The following is a 669-nucleotide window of genomic DNA, read 5'->3' as shown; positions in this document are numbered from 1 at the left end:
GCCACGCCGGCTCCTGCGCCGACCGCCGTTCCGACTGCGATCGACGTCAACAGCGTGCGCCGGTCCATCCCTTAATCCTCTCCGCCCTCGCCATCATGGTGCTGGCGCCACGCCTCGAACGGCATCCAGCCCCCGCCGGCCAGCAGCTCCAGCGGCTGGAACCGGGCCTTGTAGTCCATCTTGTCCGACCCGCGCACCCAATAACCCAGATACACATGCGCCATGCCCGCCGCCTGCGCCTGGCGCACATGATTGAGGATCATGAAGGCGCCGAGGCTGCGATGGTCCGCACGCGGATCGTAGAAGGAATAGACCAACGACAGCCCGTCGCCCAACACATCCACGAGCGTGCAGCCGATCAGATCCTCGTGAGGGCCGGCGCGATACTCCACCAGATGCGTGCGCACGGTGGATTCCTCCACCATGGCGGCGAAATCGAAGGCGTTCATCTCGTTCATGCCGCCGTTGGCATGACGGCTGGAGAGGTAGCGCTTCAGCAGCCAGAATTGTTCCTCGGTCGCCCGGCCCGGACGCAGGCTGACCGAGACGTCAGCGTTCAGCCGCTCGATCCGGCGGCGGCTGCGGGTGAACTCGAACGTCTGCACCGGAATGCGGGCTGAGAGGCAGGCGTCGCAGCCTTCACAGGCCGGCCGGTAGGCGATGTTCTGC

The 669-nt window shown here is 66.1% G+C and carries 1 protein-coding gene; it reads right to left on the bottom strand.

What is annotated here, in order from left to right; genetic code table 11:
• Positions 1–71 precede the first annotated feature (71 nt).
• Positions 72–669: arginyltransferase (locus tag ACLD7X_RS17675; protein WP_411425000.1), on the bottom strand; the 598-nt coding region annotated here is incomplete at its 5' end.

Origin of the sequence: Aphanothece microscopica RSMan92 (genome assembly GCF_046613545.2) — a bacterium.
Taxonomy (GTDB): Bacteria; Cyanobacteriota; Cyanobacteriia; order PCC-6307; family Cyanobiaceae; genus NIES-981.
The sequence above is the reverse complement of the archived record's forward strand: the minus strand, read 5'-3'. Positions and strand labels throughout refer to the sequence as shown.